This window comes from Kitasatospora sp. NPDC051853 (assembly GCF_044452665.1).
In the GTDB taxonomy this organism is placed as follows: domain Bacteria; phylum Actinomycetota; class Actinomycetes; order Streptomycetales; family Streptomycetaceae; genus Kitasatospora.
In genome coordinates this window covers 157,859-178,893 of sequence record NZ_JBITBY010000002.1, presented here as the reverse complement: position 1 = coordinate 178,893, position 21,035 = coordinate 157,859, and the positions used below count along the sequence as shown (strand labels likewise).

The window sequence follows — 21,035 nt, the reverse complement described above, 5'->3', positions numbered from 1 at the left end:
GGCCCGGCCACCGCCGTTCGTCCACCCGTTCGTAGTTGAAGTCTTCGTCACCGCAGGGGGAATGGCCAGATGGCGCTCATGTTGCCGGACAGCGTCGAGTGGGTTCTCGAGATGCTGGGCTTCGACTGGCCGACGGCGAATGAGGACAAGCTGCGGGAGTCGGCGCAGGTGTGGCGTGACTTCGCCGATCAGGTGGAGGAGTTGCACTATCGGGGGGCGTCGGCGGCGAACGGGGTGTTGTCGAGCAATTCGGGTGATTCGATCGATGCGTTCCGGGGGACGTGGGAGAAGTTCTCGGGTGGTGGGGGCGGGTATCTGGCGGATGCGGCGACGGCTGCGCGGTTGATCGCGGCGGCGTTCGATGCTGCTGCGGTGATCGTGGTGACGTGCAAGATCGCTGTGATTGCGCAGTTGGTGGCGTTGGCGGTGGAGTTGATCGCTGCTCAGGCGGCGGCGCCGTTCACGTTGGGGTTGTCGGAGTTGGGGGCGGCCGGGGCGACGTTGGCGACGAAGGCCATCGTGCGGCGGCTGTTGAAGGAGCTGCGGCAGGCTCTGGTCGAGGCGATCATGGAGACGCTGAAGGAGCCGGTGGTTTCGGCTGTTCAGGGGATGATCAGTGATCTGATCGCGCAGACGGTGAACCAGGGTTTCGGTGCGCAGGACGGGTATGACCTGGGGCGGACGGCGAAGCGGGGTGCGGAGGACTTCACGGATGCGGTGAAGAACTCGGGGCAGACGTTCACGGAGGCGTTGCGGGACGGGGTGGGTTCGCGGGCGGGGCGGCATGCGCGGGACGGGTTGGAGAGCGCGGCGGGTCGCAACAACGACTCGGGCTCCAACAACGACGCGGGCTCGTCGAACAGCAACAGCTCCTCGCCGTCGACCACGTCCAACTCCTCGCCGTCCAACTCGGCTCCCACGTCGAGCAGTTCGCCGTCCTCGTCCAGTTCCACGCCGTCGTCGTCGAACTCTTCGGCGTCTTCGTCCTCTTCGAGTCCGTCGAGCACGCACAGCACATCGTCGGGAGACAGCTCCGGCTCGCGTGACACGGGGCCGGCTTCGACCGGTTCGCCGACGACGAGTACGACCCCGAGCCACACGGCGGCGCCGTCGCAGCCGGGTGGGGATTCGTCTCCGTCGCGGACGCCGTCGCCGGCGTTGGACCCGTTCGGTACGCGGGTGGGTCCGGACGCGGCGAACGACGGTCCGTCGCGCACGCCGGTGACGCCGGAGAGCAGCACGCCGCCGGCACGCAACGACGACGCGGGAAGCCGCACCAACACCCCTGCCCCGGAAGGCCGTTCGGCGCCGGACAACTCCGGCTCGACGCGCACGCCTGACCAGGACCCGGGCTCGACCCGGCCCAGCGCCAATGACGGTCCGTCGCGCACCCCGGATCACGACCCGGGTTCCACGCGGCCGACCACCAACGAGGGTCCGTCGCGCACTCCTGACCAGGACTTGGGTTCGTCGCGTCCGTCGGCGAACGACGGTCCATCGCGCACACCTGACCATGACCCGGGCCCGACCCGGCCCAGCGCCAACGACGGTCCGTCGCGTACGCCCGAGCACGACTCCGGTTCGACCAGGCCCTCGGCGAACGATGGTCCGTCGCGCACCTCTGACCACGACCCGGGTTCGACGCGTCCGTCGGCGAACGAGGGCCCGTCCCGTACGCCTGAGCACGATCCGGGTTCGACGCGGCCGACCACCAACGAGGGTCCGTCGCGGCCGTCGCAGGAGCCTGCTGCGCCGACGCTGGGGCCGGTGCGCCCCTCCGAGGCGGGACCGGCTCCGCAGCCCGGGCACACCCCTGCGCCGGAGGCGGGACGTCCTGCGGCGGATGTGCCGACGCCGCGTCACGAGAGCGCGCCGGAGCCCGCATCGACGCGCCCCGATGCCACGACGCCGTCCCCGCAGCAGCCCGCGCCGGAGCGCACCGCGCCCGCGGAGCCGGCCGGCGCCCCCGCCCACACCCCGCTTTCGTCGCATGCGCCGGGTCCGGACGGCAGCACGCCCTCGCCGTCGCCGACGCGGGTGGACCCCAGGACCGCGTTCGCCAACGACCCCACCCCCGCCCCCACGTCGTCGGACCCGGCGTCGCCTGCGGGCACCCCGCGGCTGAACACCGCGGGCCTGGGCGCCACCGCCACCGCCCCGCCGGCGTCGTCGTCGGATCACCGTCCGGGTCCGGTGCCCACCGGCGACCCCACCCCCAACACCCCCGGCACGCCGGGGACTCCGGGGATGGCGGGTGGTGTCCCGCACGCCGGTACCCCGCAGGCCGCCACCCCGAGCACTGCGCCGAACCGGCCCACCGCACCGCAGGCGCCGGCCACGCCGACGGGTCCGGTGCCCTCGCAGCGCCGCCCCGAGAGTGACGGGCCGACCTTCGGGCCGCGTCCGGCCGCCGACCGCGGCCCCGCCACCAATCGCCCGGATCCGCGCGCCGCCTACGCCAACCCCCGCCCCGCCGACATCGGCAACCGCCTCAACCCCGACGGCCAGAACACCACCCCGAGGCCGGACGCCACTTCGCGCCCCGACCTCGGCAACCGCCTGAACCCCGACGGCCAGAACCAGACGCCCAAGCCGGACGCGACCCCGCGCCCGGACCTGGGCAACCGGCTCGACCCGAACGGGCAGAACACCGCGACGCCGAAGCCGGACAGCACGCCGCGCCCGGACATCAACAACCGCCTCGATCCCAACGGGCAGAACACCGCGACGCCGAAGCCGGACACGACGCCGCGCCCGGACATAGGCAACCGGCTCGACCCGGACGGCGGCAACAACTCCCGCCCGGACGCGCCCCGTTCGCACCACGACGACGGCACCAGGCCGGACATCGGCAGCCGGCTGGACCCCGAGGGCCACACCACCCACCGCACCGACGACAACGACGGCCAGGTGTCGAAGGAGCCCTACCGGCCCGCCACCCAGGACCGCCCGCAGGGCAGCCCCGGCGGCCTCGATGACCCCTCACCCGCCGACAACCGGCACGTCAACGACGCGGTGCCCCGCAACCCCGACGGCACCCCCACCCGTCACCCCGACCCCAACGACGGCAACTGGCCCGCCGCCGTCAACGGCACCGACCCCAACGCGCCGGGGCGTAACAACAACTGCGTCGACGTCGCCCTGGCGATGGTGGACACCTACTCCGGCCACCCCACCGCCGCCGCCTCCCGCACCCCCGACACCGACGCAGGCGGCAACCCCTCCGACCGGGGCGAGCGCGGCGGCCGCGACCGCATCGAAAACGCCCTCGGCGCCCGCTTCAACGACATGGGCAACGGCCCCCAGGCCTACCGCCGCCTCGAAGACACCCTGCGCAACAGCGGCCACGGCTCCCAGGCCGTCATCATCACCACCGACAAGGACGGCCGCTCCCACGCCTGGAACGCCGTCAACCACAACGGCACCATCACCTACATCGACGCCCAAACCGGAAAGCGCAGCAACCAGCCCCTCCACAACGGCGACAACGGCGTCTTCGCCATCCCCCTCGACCCCGACCGCACCCCCACCACCCCCGACCACCACACCACCGACCCCACCCACAACCCCGACCACGACCGCACCGCCCCCGAAGAAGCCGCCGGTACCGCTCCGGACACCGATGCGGTCGAAGCACGTAAACGGGTCGTAGAGGAGCAGGTCCGGAAGGCGAACGATCCCGACAAGTCGTGGTTCAACCGGCATTACCGCCCGGGTGACGGTCATCGGTGGGATGCCAAGGGCGTCGACGACGAGACCGGTGAGCCGCTGACGATTCTCAGGGACGACCCGGACAACCCAGGGACGTGGACCGCCAACGAAGCGACACCGCTTCCGTCGAAGACGACCGACCGCAAGGACGGTGACGTGGACACCTTGACGGAGGAGCGCAAGAAGGCCTTCGACAAGGTCGTGCAGGAGCGCCGCGCTGCGATCACCACGGATCAGGGGAACAGGGCGGCCCTTGACGCTGCGAAGGCCGAGGACGACGCGCACTCGACGCCTGAGACGGAGCAGGTTCTCGCTGATTCGCGGTCTTCCTACGCGGACTCTCACAGGGAGGTCGGCGACGTCGGGGAGAAACTGGGCGAGGAGGCTGCCCAGTTCCATGCAGTGCGTGATCACTTCCCCGGTGCGGACCGCGTGGACAACATGAAGAAGGGCAACAACAGGTTCGACCAGATCTACCGCCTGCCGGACGGCAGGATACTGGTTGTGGAAGCCAAGGCACCATCAGCGGACCTGGGCAGTCGAAAGGATGTTTCGGGACGGCAGGTGCAGCAGGGGCACCCGGCGTACTTCGAAGCAATTCTGGCCCAGATGAAGAAGCGCGGTATCTCGGATACGAAGGAAGGCGACCTTGCGCGCGACCTGAAGCAGGCACTGAGGGACCAGAAGGTCGTCTACGTGGTTGTTCAGGCAAAGGTCAAGCGAGTGCCGCTGGACGGTTCTGACGGACAGTCGGGTGACGGAACGTCTGGACCGGATCTGCAGACGCCGGACGGGAACAAGTTCAGGGACAAGTACGACGGATATAAGATGGAGCGTTTCAACATCTACAACCTCGATGCCAATGGCAACCCGATCTGAAGGGGCTGGCTCAGTTGACTGTGGTCGTTGCACGTCATGAGATCTCCACGGAGCACACCCCGCGTGCCTTGGAGAGGTTGGGCGAGGACTTGTCCTCTGACCTCGAGGACTTCGGAAGCCGGCCGCTGGGGCTGAACGAGGTCATGGATACTGCCGTCACCATCGCAGAGGGACGGGTGCTGCTCGATCCGACGGCCGGACGGATCGATACCTGGGACGCGTTCTTGACGGCGATGCAGGCGTCATCGGCGCTCTTTGCGGCGGCCGTCCTCACCGAGGGTGCGGCTGAGTGCCGGATCGCCGGTGAGGTGCGGAGCGTTCCTGCCGGCAATTCCAGGAGGGAAGCGCATGCGGGGAACTGGCTGACGGCCTTCTGGTTCGCCGTCGTGTGCCGGGAGACGGAGCGGCTGGACGTGCTGGCCTCGGTACCGCTGTCGGTGCTGCGGGAGTCCGGTGCGGTGTTTGACGAGTACGTCTACTCGTGGGTGGAGGCACTGCAGGCGTACTGGAAGAAGGAGCCGCAGCAGGTCGACAAGTTGGCGGCCGCGATCGAGGGATCTGATCCGGCGGTCGCGCGGGCCGCTTCCTCCGACTACCTGTTGAGGATCGCGTACCCGCCGATGGAGATGTTCTACCAGTTCCTGAAGGGTGATCAGGCAGCGTTCAACGCCTCATTGGTGCAGGCGTTGGAGCTGCACAGGCAGTACTGGACGTCGGACGAGGACCGGACGATCACTTCCACCGGCTTCTTGGCGCTGGCGCCGTTGGCGGTGGCGTGCATGGCGTACGACAGCGGGATGCAGATCGACGTGGAGTCCGGCTACCTGCCGGAGAACCTGCTGGACCGCAGCTGGATCGGTGAGTACGAGACCACCTGAACTGGTCGGGCCGGCACCTGACAGAGCTGAGGAAGACGTGGCACGGACACCCGGCACCCCTCCGAACGCCGACCTGCCCGACGGGGCGGCGGGGCCGGATCCGGCGTGGCTGGAGCAGGTGTTCGGCGTGGATGGCCTCTGGCGTCCGTCCGAGGCCGAGCTGCCGGACGGGCTGACCCACCGTCCGACCCGGTTCTTCCTGACCACGGTGGGCCTGCCCGCGGTCAGGATCGGGCGGCTCGGCCTCGACGCCCGGTTCCTGCGTCAGGACGGCTTGTGGGTCCAGAGGGCGGACGAGCTGTACAGCGGGTCTCGTCCGCAGGGTGACGGTGCTCCCTCGGACGTCTGCATCAAGCTGATGGAGCATCCGGACTTCCACTTCGTGCTGGACGGTGAGTCCGGCGCCGTTGACCTGTTCCTCCCGGACGAGTGGGACCGGGGGAGGGGCTACGGCGGGCACTACGCGCCCTCGGTCGCGCGTCTGGTCTCGGTCGTCGGGCTCGCAGTGACTGCGGTGGCACAGGTGGACGACGTGGAGACGGACCTCGAACCCGCACTGGAGACCTTTCTGGGCCGGCTCGACCGGCTCGGCTTGCGGGCCGCCCATCCGGAGCCCTGGGGCGGCGTGTTCGAGTACATCGACGAGTACGACGAGTAGGTCGACGACCTGTCACGATCTACTGTCCCATCACCACCTCGGAGCCCACGAAGTGACCGTCCCGATGGGGCGTCGTTGCCGTTGGACGGTGCCGCGGGCCGGGGACGCATCACGTGAGCCGGGTCAGGGAGGACCACGATGATCAGCAGGGTGGCCCGTCATGGGATTCCGGTGGGCGGGGCGGAGGACCTGGCCGAGGTGCTCGGTCGTGGTGTGTCGGAATCGCTGGAGTCGGTGGAGAGTTCACCGCAGGTCCTCGGCGGTGCCTTCGAGACGGCGATGACGGTCGCCCGGCTTCGATCGCTGGCCGACCCGACGGCGAACAGGCTCGGGACCTGGGAGGCGCACGTCCTCGCGATGCAGGTCGCCACGGCGGTGTTCGCGGCCGCGACCGCCGACGAGGACGACACCGTCGAGTGCCGTATCGACGGGACCCTCTGGGACGTGCCGGCGATCGGTGCGCAGGAGTTCACGGGGCCGGGAGCGTGGCTGAACGCCTTCTGGCTCGGTGTCGTCTGCCAGGAGCCCGGGCGTCTTTCGACGCTGAGCCGCGTGCCGGAAGAAGTACTGCGCGGGTCGGGTACCGAGTTCGACGAATACGTGTACCCGTGGGTTGCGGCCTTGCAAGCCTTCTGGAACGACGGCGATGAGCTTGGTGACCGGCTGGCCGAAGCGGTTGAGGGGGCTGACCCGGACCGTGCCGAGGTTGCCGGTGCCGAGCTGATGCTCAAGGTCCTGTACCCCCCCACTGGTGGCCTTCTTCCATGTGGTTCAGCGGGACCAGGAGGGCTTCGACTCCGCGCTGGCCGAGGGAGTTCAGCTCTACCAGCAGTACTGGTCCGTGGATGAGGAGCGTCGATCGGACCCGGAGGGAGCTGTGGCGCTGGCCCTGCTCGGCGTCGCCTGCCTGGCGCGGGATGCCGGGCTCAGCGTCAACGTGGAGTCGGAGTACCTCCCGAAGCATCTACTGGGGCGCTCCTGGATCGGCGAGTTCCCCACCTGAGTGCTGTCCAGAGAATCGGTTGTCAGGCTGGCTGGCCACGAGGTGCCGACCGGCAATGTCGAACGGGGCCCCGGGGTGCTGGGGCGGTCGTTGTCGCGAGCGCTGGCGGTGGTCGATGCGGGGCCGCGGGAGTTGGCTGGGGGTCGGCCAGGTCGCGTTGACTGACGGTCGCCGAGTCGCGTGGGCTGCTGGATCCGACGGCGCGGCGGTTGGAGACATGGGACGCTTATGTGCTGGCGATGCATGCGAGGACGGCGCTCTTCGCGGTCGCCACGTCGGAGACGTCTCCGGTTGAGTGCCGCTCAGGGAGCCTGGGCAGCAGGGAGAGGGAGTTCTGAGTCAGGTGACGGTGGTTGTCGCACGTCATGAGAGCGCCGGCGGAGACGTCGGGTCTGCCGTTGAGAAGCTGGGTCAGTACTTCGCCTTCTGTCTGGAGCGAGTGGGGTTCCAGCCTCTTGGTGTGTCCCGGGTCATGAATGTGGCGATGACCATCGCGGAGATGCACATCCTGGCTGATCCCAAGGCTGATCGGATCGAGAGTTGGGATGTGTTCTTGACGCCGATGCAGGCGTCGTCTGCGTTGTTCACGGCGGCCGGGCTCGCCGAGGGGGATGCGGAGTGCCGGATCGCGGGTGCGGTGCGGACGATTCCGACAATCGGGTCGGCGGACTACACGGACGTGGAGTCGGGCTGTCTGCCGAAGCACCTGGTGCGGGGCAGTCGGGTCGGCGAGTTCGACGCGTGACGGCTGCCGCGATGGAGTCGGGCCGAGGGGCCTTCCGGTTGGCGCGCCACGAGGTGCCTACCGGCAATGCGGAACGCGGTCTCGAAGTGCTGGGGCGGTCGTTGTCGCGGGCGCTGGCGGTGGTCGATGCGGGGCCTCGGGAGTTGGCGCGGGTCGGTCAGGTCGCGTTGACGGTCGCCGAGTCGCGCGGGCTGCTGGATCCGACCGCGCGGCAGTTGGAGACGTGGGACGCTTATGTGCTGGCGATGCATGCGAGGACGGCGCTCTTCGCGGTCGCCACGTCGGAGGTGTCTCCGGTGGAGTGCCGCTTCGGTGAGGAGACGCGGCTGATTGCCGCGACCGGGCCGCAGAGCGCGGCCGATGCGGGCACGTGGGTGGAGGCCTTCTGGCTGTCCGTCATCTGCCGCGAGCCGGCGCGGCTGGACATGCTGTGTGCGGTACCGATTGAGGTACTGCGTGCTTCGGGAGCGGTGTACGACGAGTACGTGTACTCCTGGGTCGAGACCCTGCAGGCGTACTGGCGCAAGGACTCGGTGGTGGTGGAGAAGCTGACGGCGGCGATCGAGGGCACCGACCCCGAGGTGTTGCGGGTCGGCAAGCCGGAGTCGGTGCTGAGCCTGATCTATCCGCCGATGGCTGTCTTGTACCAACTGCTGCGCGGTGACGGGGAGAAGTTCAACGCGGCACTGGTGGAGGCGGTCGAACTGCACCGCGACTTCTGGTCCGAGGAGGACGACGACCGGGCGATCACATCGACGGGGTTCGTCGCTCTCGGGCCGTTGGCGGTGGCGTGCATGGCGTATGACGGAGGGGTCCCGATCGAGATCGAGTCGGAGTACCTGCCGAAGAACCTCCTGGAGCGTTCCTGGGTCGGCGATTACCCGACTGCCTGACGGTGCTTCTCCGGAGTGCGCCTCCCTTGCTCCGTTGCGGATCGATACGCGGGACGCGCTCTTGACGGCGATGCGGAGAAGGGAAATCCGATGGAGAGGGGCTGGGCCAGTTGACTGTGATCGTCGCGCGGCATGAGGTCGTCGCCACAAACGCCGAGTCCGTGCTGGGGAAGATGCACAGGTACCTCGCCATGTGGCTCGGGACCCTGGGTTCTCAGCCGCTCGGTGCGTACCAGGTCATGGACACGGCCGTGACCATCGCGGAGATGCACACGTTGACGGACCCGAAGGCCGATCGGATCGAGACGTGGGACGCGTTCTTGACGGCGATGCAGGCGTCGTCGGCGTTGTTCACCGCTGCCGGGCTCGCCGAGGGTGCGGCGGAGTGTCGGATCGCCGGTGAAGTGCGGACGATTCCTGCTGGTGATTCGCTGCGGGAGGTGCATGCGGCGAACTGGTTGGCGGCGTTCTGGCTCTGCATCGTGTGCCGGGAGACGGAGCGGCTCGACGCTCTGGCGGCGGTGCCCGTCGAGCTGTTGCGGGAGTCCGGCGCCGTGTACGACGAGTACATCTACGTGTGGGTGGAGGCGCTGCAGGCGTACTGGAGGAAGGAGCCTCAGCAGGTGGAGAAGCTGGCGGCCGCGATCGAGGGCTCGGATCCGGAGGTCGCGCGGATCGCTTCCAAGGACTACCTGTTGCGGGTGGCCTATCCGCCGATGGAGATGTTCTACCAGTTCCTGAAGGATGATCAGGCGGCGTTCAACGCTTCGCTCGTGCAGGCGTTGGAGTTGCACAAGGAGTACTGGACGGGCGATCGGGAGCTGTCGATCGAGTCCACTGGCTTTCTCGCCCTGGCGCCGTTGGCGGTGGCGTGCATGGCGTACGACAGCGGGATGCAGATTGACGTGGAGTCCGGCTACCTGCCGGAGAACCTGCTGGACCGCAGCTGGATCGGCGAGTACGAGACCACCTGACCCGGTGGGGCCGAGCCAGGCAGAGTACAGACGACCAGCCGAGAACCGAGGAGTGGGACCGCCGGATGCGTTTCGAACTGGCAGCACGTCAGACCGCTGCGGAGGAACTGGCTGCCTGGCTGGAACGGCGTGACCTCGGAGACGGCATCAGGCTGATCACCGGCAACCCCGGGGCGGGAAAGAGCCGGCTTCTTGTCAGGACGGCCTGTGCGGCCGATGCCGAAACTCGTGAGCTGGTCGCCGCCGTTGACGGGCCACTGCCGCCGGTCGGCGCTTTCGACGGGGTGGCGGACGGGGACGGCGGGACGGGCGCGGAGTGGTTGCGGTCGCTCGCGGACGGCATGGGGTTGGCGGACCGGATCCGGTACGACGGCGACGTCTCCGGGTTGACCCGCGCGCTCAAGGAGAGTGACTCTCCACTGGGTGTTCTGCTGTCCGGTGCTCCTGGTCGGCTGAGGGTGACGGTCCGGCGGTCGGCCGGCGTGCCGGAGTTGGTGCGCAAGCTGATCGACCCGGTCACCGCGAAGCGGCCCGGGGGTGGTCTGGCGTTCCTGCTGGCTGAGGTCGACCGGGCCACCTTGGCCGAACTGCTGCGCTGGAAGCCGAAGTTGGCCGCATCGGTGATCGACCTCGACCGGGAGCGTTTCGCGCCCGACCGCGCCGCGTTCACGGCGTGGGTGCGGAGTCTGTTGGACGCACCGGGTTCGGTCTTCGCCGACCGGGAGGGAGACGCGGCTTCCGCCGCGTCGGCGGTGGCGGTGGCGGCCTGGCCGAATTTCCTGGTGGCGGAGGTGCTCGCGAGGGAACTCCGGGCGCGTTCCGGTGAGGTGGGGACGCTTCCCGGATCGTTGGAGGGCGCCTGGGAGTTCGTCCTCGACGCCTTCGGCCGGGACGCATCGCGTGCCCGGAAGCTGCTGGCACCGGTGGTGCTGGCCGAGGGCATCGTCGGGATGCCCGGCGAGCTGCGGCTGCGGGCCGCGGCCGCTGTGACCGGCGACCGGGTCACGCGGGAGGAGTTGAGCGCCTTCGAGGGGGCGGTGGCCTCGTTCCTGTCCGCCGCAGTGGTGGAGGAAGCGGGGGCCGTTCCGGTGGGGCACGTCAGGTTGCGTGACGGGGCCCTGGCGGAGGCCGCGGCCGCTTCGTACGGCCCGGGGGTCTCGGAGGTTCAGCGGAGGATCACTGCGGTGCTCCGGGAGGCGCTTCCGGATGACGTGACCGCGGTGATCCGGGGCCGGTCGTTGACGGCGGCCGAGACGTACGCGCTGAAGTTCGGTGTCGGACACGCCCTGGACGGCGGTCGGTTGGACGAGTGGCTGGCCGACGCGCGGGTGCTGGTCCTGGGCGATCCCGAGGCACTCGCCGAGGCGGTGGCCGCGGTCGGCGGGGTGGTCGGCGGGGTGGACGGCCCGGAAGCCCGGCGACGCGGTGCCGTCACCGAGGCCGTGCAGGTGTACCGGTCCGACTCCCGGCGCGGTGCCGTCGAATGGGCGGCCCGGCTGCGGTTCGCCGCGCAGGCCTGGGGCGACGAGGAGCTGGTCCGGACGTTGGACGGGACCGGACTGGTGCTGCCCTGGCGGGCGGACTGGGCGCTCTGGCGTCCGCAAGGGGCGTTCGATGCCAGGGAGTTCTGTGCGGGCTGGACGGGTCCGGTCGAGGTCGTCGGCTGGCGCGGTGCGGTCGGAGCCGACGGAGCGGTGTGCCTCAGGTCGGCCTACGACCGGAAGTACCGCTGGTACTCGCTGACGGACGGGGTGCAGGAGGGTGAGGCGACCACGCACCCGCCGGAGACGGCGGACGCCCTCGGAGGGAAGGCGGCAGGAGGGGCCACGGTCGCCGTGGTTCCGGCGGATGGCGGACACGGCCTGCTGAGGGTCCGGGTGGACTTCGGGCCGGACGGGGGCACCGGGGACTTCGGGCTCTGCGCACCGTGGCCGGGGGCGCAGGCCCACCCGCTTCCTGACGGTCGGCTCCTCCTCGCGGGGCACAGCGGTGTCGCGTTGATCCGGTTCGACGGGGCGCAGGGGCATCCGGCCGGTGTGCTGTCCGAGCGGATCACCGATCCCGCGTTGCTGCCCCGGGACGCTTGGTGGAACCCCGGCCTGCTGGCGGCGGACGATCTCCGGCCGTACTACCAAGGGGGCGTCGCGGTGGCCGACCCCGGTGCGCTCGGCGCGTTGGCCGGTTTGCCGGAGGCGGCCCGAGTCCTCTGCGAGACGGGGCTTCCCGGCCTCCCCGTCCACTGGCGGGACACCCTCGGATCCCTGTCGACCCTGCGGTCGCTGGAGGACTTCCTCGCGGACGAGGGCGTCGAGAGCGAGGTGGACGCGAGCGGCTACACGGTGATCGCCGTGTCCGGGGACGAGAGCGCGCTCTGTGTGGAGCACGGTACCGGCCGCGTGGTCCAGGCCTTCGACGGCGAGCCGGAGGTGGTCAACACCTCGCTCACGGCCTTCGCGACCTGTCAGGCACTGGCCACGTGGGCCCTGTCGGTGTCGACGGAGCGTCATTTCTCGGAGCGTTACGAGTTCCTGGCGTTCGTCCGCGCGGCGCTTGCACGGGTCGACCCCGGGGCGGCCGGGGAGAGCGGTCCGGACTGGTGGTGGTTCCAGGCCCTTGAGGACGACTACACCCTGGTCGGGTAGCGGCCCGGGGCGCCGGCGATCGGTGGGCAGGAGTTCACGGGGCCGGGCGGGAGGGCCTGGAGTCCGCGTACCCGCCGAAGCACCTGCTCCGGCGGTCGTGGGTCGGTGAGTTCCCGACCTGAGGGGTGTCCGGGGTCAAACCACTTCGGTGGGACTACGTCCAGGATCGGTCGGAGGTCTGAGGGCGGGCTGGGAACAGGGGTGGTTCGGGCGGGTGTTGAGGGGAGTAGTTGCGGCGGCACCGACGGTAGTCGGGGTGCTCGGAGGAGTGCCGGGTGGCGCCTTGGGTGGGACGAACTGGCCTGGGAGTGGCGAGAGTTGAACGTTACGGTGGCGCGGCACGGCATTTCCACGGAGCACGTCGAGAGCGGCCTGGCACTGCTGGGCGAGGACTTGGCGGTGGACTTGGGGAGGCTGCGGCCGGGAGCTTCGCTGGGGTTGGCGAGCGTGTTGGAGACGGCGTTGGTGATGGCCGAGGCCGGGCTGCTGCTGGATCCGGGGGGTGAGCGGGCCGAGAGCCGGGAGGCGTTCCTGACGGCGGCTCAGGCGGCGGCGGCGCTGTTCGCGGTGGCGGGGCTGGAGGACGGCGAGGGCCGGGTGGAGGCCCGGATCGGCGGGGCCGTGCGGACGGTGGGGGCGGGGGACTCGCGGCGGGAGGCGCACGCGGGGAACTGGCTGACGGCGTTCTGGCTGGCGGCGGTCTGCCGGGAGGAGGGGCTGCTGGACGGGCTGGCGGCGGTGCCGGTGGGGGTGCTGCGGGAGTCGGGTGCGGTGGAGGAGGAGTACGCCCGGCTGTGGGTGGAGGCCCTGCAGGCGTACCGGCGGCAGGAGCCGGAGGTGCGCGGGAAGGTCGAGGCCCTGGAGGCGGCGGCCGGGTCGGAGCTGGCCGGGATCGCGGACCGGGAGCACCTGGTGAAGGTGGTGCGGCCGGCGGTCGAGCTGTTCGGGCGGTTCGTGGCGCGGGACCAGGCGGGCTTCGACGCGGCGCTGGTGCGGGCGTTGGAGCTGCACCGGGAGTACTGGACGGCGGACGGCGAGCGGGCGGCGACGTCCACCGGGTTCGTGGCGCTGGCGCCGCTGGCGGTGGCCTGTCTGGCGCACGACGCCGGGATGCGGGTCGAGGTGGCGTCGGAGTACCTGCCGGTGGGTCTGGTGACGGGTCGTTAGGGGAGCGGGAAGGCCGGAGCCGGCGGGCGCGTCCGAGTGGCGCCCGCCGGCTCCGGCGTTCAGGGGGTACCCGAGAGGGGGGTTACTGGAGGAACTTGGCGCCCGCCCAGTCGGCGTGGTCGCTGTTGATGCCGTTGCCGCCGTCGGTGACCTTCAGGGTCAGGGTGTTGACGCCGGTGACGTTGACGTCGACCGGCTGGACCGGGGTGGTCGGGGTGTGGACGGACGGGCTCTCGTAGAGCTTCACGCCGTCGCCCCAGACCTCGAACTTCACCGTGGCGTAGGAGCTGACCTCGTCGTCCACGCCGGTGTCGGCCTGGAAGCGGGTGTAGCCGCGGTTGAGGTTGTAGGTGATGGTGCTGTTGGCGTGGGTGCCGATGCCCTTGGGGTACGTGGTGCCGTTGATCTTCAGCGGGTTGCCGTCGATGCTGCGGTCCTTCTGGACGGTGCCGAAGTCGGCCTGGGCCGAGGTCCAGGCGAGGTCGCTGGCGTTGACCGGGGCCGAGGCCTTGACGGTGAGCTTGGCACCGGCCCAGTCGGCGTGGTCGCTGTTGATCGAGTCGCCGCCGTCCAGGGCCTTCAGGACCAGGGTGTTGACGCCGGTGACGTCGACGTTCACGGACTGGGTCTGGTTGTTGGGGCCCAGGGTGTAGGGGCTCTCGTAGAGCTTGACGCCGTCGCCCCAGACCTCGAAGCGGACCGAGCCGGTGGAGGTGATCTCGTCGTCGACGCCGGTGTCGGACTGGAAGCGGGTGTAGCCGCCGCCCAGGTTGTAGGTGATGGTGCTGTTGGCGTGGGTGCCGATGCCCTTGGGGTAGGTGGTGCCCTGGAGCTTGATCGGGGCGCCGTCGATGCTGGTGTCCTTGCGGGGGGTCCCGAAGGAGTTCTGGTAGCTCGCCCAGGCCAGGTCGCTGAGGTTGACCGTCTTGGGGGTCGGCAGGGTGGTCACCGCGGCGGCGTTGCTGGCGGCGGAGACGTTGCCGGTGGTGTCCACGGCCTTGACCGTGAAGGTGTAGCCGGTCGCGCCGCTGAGGCCGTTGGCGGTGAAGGTGGTGCCGGTGGTGGTGCCGATCACGGTGCCGTTGCGCAGGACCTGGTAGTTCGTCAGGCCGACGTTGTCGGTGGAGGCGTTCCAGCTCAGGTCGACGCTCGCGTCGGTGAGGTTGGCGGTGGCCAGGCCGGACGGGGTGCTCGGGGCGGTGGTGTCGACCACGGCGTTGCCGGCGGCCGCGGTGACGGTGGCGCCCGCGTTCACCGGGACGGTGACGTAGGAGACGGTCTGGCCGTACAGCGACTTGGTCTGCGCCGGGTAGGCGGTGCCGTTGACGCTGATGGTGGAGTGGGTGCCGTAGAACTGGGCCTCCCAGTTCACCGTGGAGCCCGAGTTGTTGGTGAGCACCGAGCCGGTGGTGCCGACGTGCTTGAGCTTGAGGTCGTTGTCGCCGACCTTGAGGTGGTCGAGCTCGACCCACGGGGTCTCGGAGGTGAGGCGGGAGACGGTGGCGACCTTGTGGTTCGGGGCGTCGGGCTGGACGCCCATCATGCCGTCGACGGTGTTGCTGACGGCGAGGAAGGAGATCTCGGGGTAGGTGTCCTTGTCCTTCATCAGCTTCTTGAGCCAGGACCAGCCCTCGCCGCTGCGGTTGTACTGGTAGTACATCTCCGGCAGGTAGGAGGTGGCCTCGACGTTCAGGTTGTCGTCGTTGGCGGCGATGAAGTCCAGGTAGTTGGACGTCCGCTGGCCGTGGTCGCCCAGGCCGTTGAGCAGCATCAGGAAGCTGGCCTCGTGGCCCCAGCTGCTGTAGCCGGTGCCGTTGGCGTCCTTGCCGCGGACGTAGCGGTTGTTGGCCGAGTCGAACCACTGGCTCTCGAAGTGGTTGCGGACCCGCTGCGCGCGGTCGGCCCACTTCGTGCTCCCCGCCTGGTCCCCCCGGATCTTGAGGATCTGCGAGTAGGCCAGCATCGACTGGTACTGGAAGCCCAGCGCGTCGGCGGCCGAGGTCAGGTTCTCGTTGGGGAACTCGAAGAAGGTGGCGGTGTACTCGCCGTTCTGCTTCTTCGCGACCGGCTGCTCGTTGGCGGGGTTGGCGTCGTCCCAGCGGACCTCGTGGGAGGTGAGGAACTGGTTCATGGTGGAGTCGTAGTACGCGGACAGGGCCGGGTCGTTGATCCAGGCGGCGTTGCCGGTCCACTGGTACTGCTTGAAGGCCTTGGCCATCAGGTTGAACGGGGAGGGCAGCTCGCGGAAGCCGGTCTGGTCGATGTAGTACATCGCGCCGGTGGAGCTGTGGGCCCACAGCGGCCAGCCGTTCTGGCCGGGGTCGTCGGCGTCGGCGGCGAAGGTCCTGAACATGCTGAGGGTCTCGTTGTCGAGACCGATGACGTGCGCGCCGTCCGACTGGTGCGAGATGTCACGGTTGTAGTAGGACTCGCGCTGGAGGTAGGCGCCCCAGTAGCCCGGCTGGACGGTCTGGTGGGTGGCGTCCTTCAGGCGCCACCACTCGGGCTCGTGGCCCATCAGCGGGTTGCCCTGGTAGAAGGTCATGCCGAGCGCGCGGTCGCGGCCCCAGGCGAAGCCGTCGTTCAGGGCGGCGTTGGGGGAGTTGATGGTCAGCGGGCTGGTCGGGGCGCCCACGTACTGCTGGATGGTGATGCGGTCCACCCGCGGCACGTCGGTGGAGCCGACGGCGGTGAGCTCGATGACGTCGCCGGGCTTGAGGGAGACCTTGCTGCTGGTGCGGTTGTCGACGTTGCGGGCGTCGGTGTAGTCGGCGCCGTAGCGGGAGTTGCCGTTCCAGCTGTCCACCTGCACGGAGTTGACGGTCAGGCGGTAGCTGACGCCGCCCTGGGTCTTGCCGTTGTAACGGGTGATCAGGTCGTAGGTGCCGGCGGTGCCGGCGAAGGTGGAGCGGGCGGTGCTGGTCTGGCCGGCCGCGCCGCGGGCGTAGGTGATGGTCTCCACCGGGTTGTTGTACGCGGTGTGGTTGACGGTCTCGGTCGCGAAGTTGGTCAGCGACATGTTCTCGACCTGGAGCACGTACGGACCGGCCGCCGCCTCCGCCGAAGCGGTGGTGGGCAGGGCGGGGAGCGCGATGGTGCCGGCGATCAGGGCGATGGCGGCGGAGAGCGCGCGAGGGTGGCGGCGCATGGGCGGTCCTTTCGGGTGGGGGCAGGCGCGGGTCGGACATGGGGGCCGCAGCGGCATGGGCGAAGGGGTGGGGGGCGGTTCGCTCGCCGTGTTGGAAGTCGTTGAACTGCGTCGCCTATTGAGGACTTCGCCGGGGAGTGGTGTCAATAGTTGAATCCCGTTCAATCGCAGCGCTTTCAAAAACGTGCAGGCCGGTCGGCGCCGTTCGGATGCGTCCGGAACGGGCCGACCGGCCTGGTGTTCGCGCAGGTCAGAGGTGCTGGCGTGTCAGGTTGGCGCTCTGGGTGGCCGGGCGGTCGAGGGGCGGTGGTGCTCATCGGCCGCCGTAGATCTTGCAATGCCGAACTGCTTGTCTGTCAGAAAGTTTTCACTCCTGTGTTGCATGCGATGACAGGTCTGCGTAGTCTCAGCGTGCGGCCGGCCCGGTCCAGCCGGCCGGGACGTGGCCGAGGCGTACGCGCTGCGGGTGGTCGCCGACCGGCACGGAGGCGGTCGGCCGGCCCGTGGCGAAGTCGATCGCGGTGACGCGGTCGCTGCCGCTCTCGGAGACGACGCAGGAACGGCCGTCGCCGCTGACGGTGGCCCAGTACGGCTTGGCGGCCGGGATCAGCGGTCCCTCCTGGAGGGTGGCCCGGTCGAGCACGGTGACGTAGTCGTCCATCGTCCCCGCCACGCACAGGTGGGCGCCGTCGGGGCTGACCGAGAGGCCGTGGTGGCGGGAGTCGTTCACCCAGGTGGTGCGGTCCTCGTTGGTGGCCGGTGACTTGGGCAGCTCCTTGAACCGGGTGATCCGGTCCGCGGCCACGTCGTACTCCACCAGGCCGTTGTAGAAGGAGAGCTGGAAGAAGAGGGTGGAGCCGTCCGGGCTGAACGCGGCCGGGCGGACGGCGTCGGAGAGGTCGCTGCGGCCGGCCGCGTCCAGCCGTTGGCGCATGTCGATCACCTTGACCGGCGCGTAGGTGTCGGCGTCCACCACGGTGATCCGCCGGTCGCCCTTGGTCCAGTCGAGCCAGGGGGCGTCCAGGGCGGTGGTGACCTCGCCGATCGACATGTTCCAGAGCCGTCGGCCGCCGTCGGTGAAGAGGTTCTCGTGCGGCTTGTCGCCGGTGCGGAAGGAGCCCAGCTGGGTGCCGGTGCGGATGTCCAGAACGTGCACCGTGCCGGCGGTGGAGGCGGAGACTGCGACCCGGGTGCCGTCGGGGGAGACCGCCATGTGGTCGGAGCGGTAACCGGCCACCGGGAAGCGCCAGTTGAGACGGCCGGTGGCCAGGTCCAGGGAGACCACGTCGGCGAAGCTCGGGCGGGAGACCACCACCGAGGAGCCGTCCGGGGTGGTGTACATGTCGTCGACGAACTGGTCGTGGCCCTCGCCGGGGCCGAGCCGGACACCGAGGAAGTAGGCCAGCCGGATCGGGTCGCGGTGGATCTCGGCCAGCCGCTCCGCCTTGTCCGGGACGACGTCGATCCGGCCCACCTTGTCGAGGCTGCCGGAGGAGGCCAGCACGTCGGCGGTGCCGTCCCAGTTGTTGCCGACCAGCAGCACCTCCCGCAGCGGCGGGGAACCGGCGGCGGGGGCGGGGGAGTTGAGGGTGGCCAGCGCGAGTGCGGCGGCCAGGACGAGGGCGGTGCGGGGGATCCGGGGCACGGTCGCTCCTTGGATGGGGAGGAGGCGCGGGACGTTACCCGACGGTAGGGACGGCGCGGGCGCGACGGCAAGACCCCGGATGCGGGGAGTTGGCGGACGAATTGGATCGAACGCCGCCCCAAGACTTGGTCAAGTCCCTATGGTCTGGACCATGTTGATGATTCGTCAGAGGGTCGTCGGTGTGCTCACCGCGCTGACCCTGGCCGCCGGCCTCGGCGCCACCGCCGTCCCCGTGGCCCAAGCCGCCCCGGCGGCACCGCAGTTGGTCTGGAAGGACTGTCCGCCGGAGGCCGGCTGGCCGCCGCACGACCCCCGGATGCTCTGCAGCACCGTCAAGGTGCCGCTCGACTACCGCGAGCCCCACGGCCGCACCATCGAGATCGCCGTCTCCCGGCTCCCCACCGCCAAGCCCGGTCTGCGGCGCGGCGTACTGCTGCACAACGGCGGCGGCCCCGGCACCCGCAGCCTGCACCTGCCCAGCGCCTACGCGCAGCTCTACCCGCAGGAGGTGCTGGACCGCTACGACCTGATCGGCTTCGACCCGCGCGGCATCGGCCACAGCGCCCCGCTCACCTGCGGCCGGACCGAGGCCGGCCTGCCGACCGAGAAGGTGCTCCCGTTCCCGGCGCCGGACGGCTCGATCGCGCCGAACGTCGCCTTCGGCCGGGCGCTCGCCGCGGACTGCCTGGCCAACGGCGGGGACGTGCTGCCGCACGTCACCACCGCCAACACCGCCCGGGACATGGACCGGATCCGGATCGCGCTCGGCGAGCGGAGGATCTCCTACTTCAGCGGCTCGTACGGCAGTTACCTCGGCACCGTGTACGCGCAGCTGTTCCCCGAGCGCACCGACCGCTTCGTGCTGGACAGCCTGGTCGACCCGGCCCGGATCTGGCACGGCATGTGGGCCCTCTGGGACAGCGGGGCCGAACTGCGCTTCGGCGACTTCGCCGCCTGGGCGGCCGGGCGCGACGCCGAGCTGGGGCTCGGCTCCACCCCGGCCGAGGTGCGGGCCGGATTCCTGGCACTGGCCGCGCGGTTGGACCGCACGCCCGGCCACCACCCCGAGGCGGGCGAGGTGAGCGGCAACCGCTTCCGGATGCTCTACCGGGGCCTGTCCACCCACACCGCGCTCTTCCCGGAGATCGCCGCCTGGTGGCGCTTCCTGGACGGGAGGGACGCCCAGGCCCCGGCCTGGTACCCGAAGGTGGTCGAGGAGGGCATCCCGGCGGACAACGAGGTCGCCGCCATGCTCGCCGTGGTCTGCGGCGACGTGAAGTGGAACCGCGACCCGGCCTCCTACCAGCGGAAGGTGACGGACCACCGGCAGCGCTACCCCCTGCTCGCCGGGATGGGCGTCAACGTCTTCCCCTGCCTGTGGTGGAACGACCCGGTGGAACCCCCGGTGCGGATCACCGACCGCGGGCCGGCGAACATCCTGCTGCTGCAGAACCTGCGCGACCCCTCCACCCCCTACGCCGGCGCGCTCGGCCTGCGCGAGGCGCTGGGCGGGCGGGCCCGGATGGTGACGGTGGACGCGGGCAACCACGGGACGTACGACCCGGAGGCGCCGTCCTGCGCGATCACCGAGACGCACCGCTTCCTGGTCACCGGGCAGCTGCCCGCCCGGGACCGGTTCTGCCGCCCCGACCCGGTGCCGGCCGGCGCCGCGAAGGCGGGCGGCACGGCGGCGCTGTTCGGACGCGGAATGATCTGACCGGACGTCAGGTTGTCGGCTCCGTAACCGGGACCACCAGGTGAGGAGCCGACATGTCCGAGGGATCCGCCGTCCGCCAGCTGCGGCTGGTCGTCACCGCCGCCGACTACGAGGCGGCGCTGCGCTTCTACCGGGACGAGCTGGGCCTGGCCGAACAGGCGGCCTTCTCCTCGCCCGACGGCCGGGTCACCATCCTGGACGCCGGCCGGGCCACCCTGGAGATCACCGATCCGGGGCACGCCGAATTCATCGACGAGGTGGAGGTCGGCCGCCGGGTGGCCGGGCACATCCGGGTGGCCTTCGAGGTGGACGACTCCCCGGCCGTGACGGCGCGGCTGGCGGCGGCGGGCGCGGAGGTGGTGGCCGAGCCGGTCCGCACGCCGTGGAACTCGCTCAACTCGCGGCTGGAGGGCCCGGCCGGGCTGCAGCTGACCCTCTTCACCGAGCTGGGCGAGGACGGGGCGGTGAGCTGACCGGGCGTCAGGCCGGCCGCGCGGCGGGACGGGTGCCCGCAGCGCGACGGCGACCGAGGGGTCAGGCGGTGGCGGCGCGCTCGGCGGCGCTGCGCTCGACGCAGAACTCGTTGCCCTCGATGTCGGCCATGGTGACCCAGCCGGTGCCGTCCGGGCGGCGGCGGTCGGCGACGACGGTGGCGCCGATGGCCAGCAGGCGCTCCACCTCCTCGTCGCGGGTGCGGTCGGAGGGCTGGATGTCGAAGTGCAGGCGGTTCTTGACGGTCTTGCCGTCGGGGACGGCGATGAAGAGGATCTCGATGCCGTTCGGGGTGACGAGCAGTGCCTCCGGGTCGCCCGGGAAGTCGGCGTCGGCGAGCTTGCAGTCCAGGATCTTGCCCCAGAAGGTGCCGAGGGCGTAGGTGTCGGCGCAGTCGACCGTGATGTGGTGCACGAGAGAAGCCATGGCGGTCACTATGGCGGCTGGTCAGGTACGCGTCCAACGGGTTAAGGGCCGCGGACG

General features: G+C 70.3%; 15 protein-coding genes. 12 read left to right on the top strand and 3 right to left on the bottom strand.

The window, feature by feature from the left end:
* Nucleotides 1-69 precede the first annotated feature (69 nt).
* From ACIA8O_RS05610 to ACIA8O_RS05565, 10 genes are all read left to right on the top strand, one after another.
* Entirely contained in the window at nt 70-4,590 is a 4,521-nt protein-coding gene (locus ACIA8O_RS05610; protein ID WP_396292257.1) for a toxin glutamine deamidase domain-containing protein, read from the top strand.
* A gap of 89 nt (nt 4,591-4,679) precedes the next feature.
* Nucleotides 4,680-5,468, top strand: coding sequence for an immunity 49 family protein (locus ACIA8O_RS05605; RefSeq protein WP_396292256.1), 789 nt, complete (start codon nt 4,680-4,682; stop codon nt 5,466-5,468).
* A 37-nt stretch (nt 5,469-5,505) separates the two neighbouring features.
* Nucleotides 5,506-6,126 carry an SUKH-4 family immunity protein gene (locus ACIA8O_RS05600; RefSeq protein WP_396292255.1) on the top strand — a complete coding sequence of 207 codons (621 nt, stop codon included), beginning with the start codon at nt 5,506-5,508 and terminating at the stop codon, nt 6,124-6,126.
* A gap of 138 nt (nt 6,127-6,264) precedes the next feature.
* Nucleotides 6,265-6,975 carry an immunity 49 family protein gene (locus tag ACIA8O_RS05595; RefSeq protein WP_396292254.1) on the top strand — a complete coding sequence of 237 codons (711 nt, stop codon included), beginning with the start codon at nt 6,265-6,267 and terminating at the stop codon, nt 6,973-6,975.
* Nucleotides 6,878-7,129: an immunity 49 family protein gene (locus ACIA8O_RS05590; protein WP_396292253.1), complete on the top strand. Its 252-nt coding sequence runs from the start codon at nt 6,878-6,880 to the stop codon at nt 7,127-7,129. The genes ACIA8O_RS05595 and ACIA8O_RS05590 overlap by 98 nt, the downstream gene beginning before the upstream one ends.
* 484 nt (nt 7,130-7,613) lie before the next feature.
* Nucleotides 7,614-7,874, top strand: a complete 261-nt coding sequence (locus ACIA8O_RS05585; RefSeq protein WP_396292252.1) for a hypothetical protein — start codon at nt 7,614-7,616, stop codon at nt 7,872-7,874.
* Between the two features lie 38 nt (nt 7,875-7,912).
* Entirely contained in the window at nt 7,913-8,767 is an 855-nt protein-coding gene (locus tag ACIA8O_RS05580; protein ID WP_396292251.1) for an immunity 49 family protein, read from the top strand.
* A 116-nt stretch (nt 8,768-8,883) separates the two neighbouring features.
* Nucleotides 8,884-9,741: an immunity 49 family protein gene (locus ACIA8O_RS05575; RefSeq protein WP_396292933.1), complete on the top strand. Its 858-nt coding sequence runs from the start codon at nt 8,884-8,886 to the stop codon at nt 9,739-9,741.
* Nucleotides 9,742-9,806: 65 nt separating this feature from the next.
* Entirely contained in the window at nt 9,807-12,383 is a 2,577-nt protein-coding gene (locus tag ACIA8O_RS05570) for a hypothetical protein (protein WP_396292250.1), read from the top strand.
* A 318-nt stretch (nt 12,384-12,701) separates the two neighbouring features.
* Nucleotides 12,702-13,550 carry an immunity 49 family protein gene (locus tag ACIA8O_RS05565; protein WP_396292249.1) on the top strand — a complete coding sequence of 283 codons (849 nt, stop codon included), beginning with the start codon at nt 12,702-12,704 and terminating at the stop codon, nt 13,548-13,550.
* An 82-nt stretch (nt 13,551-13,632) separates the two neighbouring features.
* Here ACIA8O_RS05565 and ACIA8O_RS05560 read toward each other — a convergent pair whose 3' ends face one another.
* Together ACIA8O_RS05560 and ACIA8O_RS05555 are read right to left on the bottom strand one after the other, a co-directional pair.
* Nucleotides 13,633-16,698: an NPCBM/NEW2 domain-containing protein gene (locus ACIA8O_RS05560; RefSeq protein ID WP_396292248.1), complete on the bottom strand. Its 3,066-nt coding sequence runs from the start codon at nt 16,696-16,698 to the stop codon at nt 13,633-13,635.
* Between the two features lie 406 nt (nt 16,699-17,104).
* On the bottom strand, nt 17,105-18,343 hold the full coding sequence (locus ACIA8O_RS05555) for a YncE family protein (RefSeq protein WP_396292247.1): 1,239 nt from the start codon (nt 18,341-18,343) through the stop codon (nt 17,105-17,107).
* A gap of 151 nt (nt 18,344-18,494) precedes the next feature.
* Here ACIA8O_RS05555 and ACIA8O_RS05550 point away from each other — a divergent pair, with 151 nt between their 5' ends.
* Nucleotides 18,495-20,060 (top strand): alpha/beta hydrolase, encoded by a 1,566-nt coding sequence (locus ACIA8O_RS05550; protein ID WP_396292246.1) that lies wholly within the window; start codon nt 18,495-18,497, stop codon nt 20,058-20,060.
* A gap of 53 nt (nt 20,061-20,113) precedes the next feature.
* A complete protein-coding gene (locus ACIA8O_RS05545) occupies nt 20,114-20,533 on the top strand; it encodes a VOC family protein (protein ID WP_396292245.1) in 420 nt (139 codons plus the stop codon).
* Between the two features lie 61 nt (nt 20,534-20,594).
* On the opposite strand, the gene ACIA8O_RS05540 is transcribed toward ACIA8O_RS05545, so the two are convergent.
* Entirely contained in the window at nt 20,595-20,978 is a 384-nt protein-coding gene (locus tag ACIA8O_RS05540) for a VOC family protein (protein ID WP_396292244.1), read from the bottom strand.
* Nucleotides 20,979-21,035: the final 57 nt, after the last annotated feature.